This window comes from Kitasatospora sp. NPDC004799, assembly GCF_040609095.1.
Classification (GTDB): Bacteria; Actinomycetota; Actinomycetes; order Streptomycetales; family Streptomycetaceae; genus Kitasatospora.
The window spans coordinates 1-1559 of sequence record NZ_JBEXJK010000778.1; the positions used below are offsets into that span (position 1 = coordinate 1).

The following is a 1559-nucleotide window of genomic DNA, read 5'->3' on the forward strand; positions in this document are numbered from 1 at the left end:
GACCGCCTCGGCGCGCAGGCCCAGCCGGCTGGAGATCGTCGCCGCGCCCGCCCGGTCGTTGCGGGTGAGGATCACGCCCTGCCGGCCGCGCGCGGCGTGGTCGGCGTCGGCGGGGCGGGCGTACCGGCCTCGGACACCGCACGCTGGACGGACGTTCCTGCGACGGGCTGAGCCGGTGCGGCGCGTCCAGGGGTGGCCGACGCCGACGGAATGGACGCACCGGCCCCGCCCCCGCGCGCGGGGGCCGAGTCCGGACGGACCGGCGCAGGGCGTTCGGGGGCCGACGACGAAGTCGGTGCGGGCGTACCGGCCCCGGACGGCGTGCGCTGGACGGGCGCGCCCTCGGCGGCCCCACGGTCGGACCGGGACGCTGCCGGGCTGCCGGGCCCACCGCCCGTACGACGGCGGCGGGCCTGCGACGGGGCCGGGGACGGCGCGGACGGACGGGCGTCATCGAGCCCGCCCGGCTCACGACCGGCGGTGGCCCCCGAGCCGGCGGGGACGACGGGCATGGCAGGTGCGCCCGAGGCCGTTTCACGGCCTTGCGGACTGGAAGCGGCCACAGGCGCGGCGCTCGCGGGCAACGCGGTCAGCGGAGCACCGAGCACCGGACGGCTGGGCCCGGCAGGGCCACTCGCGGCGGCCCGCTGGACCACCCCGTCGGCCGGCCCGCTCCGCGCGGGTGCGGAGGTGCCGACCGGGCCCGGCGCCGTCCGGGCGGCGGTCTCCGGGCTCGCGACCGGGCCCGCGCTGTCGACCGGTCCGTCCGGCACCGCTGCCGCGCGGGGTGGCGGCGGGTCCGTGGTCCGGCTCTGCGGCTCGGCCACCTCGCCCGACGCCCTCAGCGACCCCGGGACGGTCGCCACCGGACGCACGGGCAGCGAGCGGGGCCGCCGCGCCACGACCAGCGGGAGGCCGACGGAACGCGGCCGCACCGGACGGTCGGCCCGGACCACCGGGTCGTTCCGGCTCGGGGACGCGGTGGCCGGATCGGACGACGGCACCACCGGCGTCGACACGCTCGGCGCGGCCGCGTCGGCCACCGCCACAGCAGGCATCGGCACACCGCCGTCGGCGCCGTCCGGCACGGTCCGCCGTTCGACCCCGCCCGCGCGCGCCGGACGCGGCCCCGAGCGCACCGGAAGCCGCCGCAGCCGGACGGACCGCTGGACCGGACGGGCCTGCCGGGCCGCCCGGGAAGACCCCGACGCCCCCGACGGCCCTTCCTCCAGCGGCTGTTCCCCACCGGCGCCACCCGGTAGGACCGGCACCACGAGCTCGTCCCCGCCCGTCCGCACGGGCGACGGCAGGCCCGGCCCCGCCACCGCCCGCAGGATGCCGGCCGGCGCGGTCGGCAGGACCGCGTGGCCGAGCGGGCCGCAGAGCGACGGGTCCTGCCAAGCGGTGAGCCGGGAGCGGAACTTCAGGCCGTCACTGACGCCGTGGCCCGGCCCGGCCAGGGTCGGGACCAGCGGCGCGACCGCGCGCCTGACCAACGCTCGACTGCGTCGGTCCGAGGCGGTGGTCCCTCGAATGGCGGGAGCCCGTCGAGGGAGAGC

Annotated in this window: 1 pseudogene; it reads right to left on the reverse strand. The window is 80.6% G+C overall.

The window, feature by feature from the left end:
* Positions 1-102, reverse strand: a pseudogene (locus ABZW03_RS40750) (thymidine kinase); the annotation flags it as partial.
* Positions 103-1559 lie beyond the last annotated feature (1457 nt).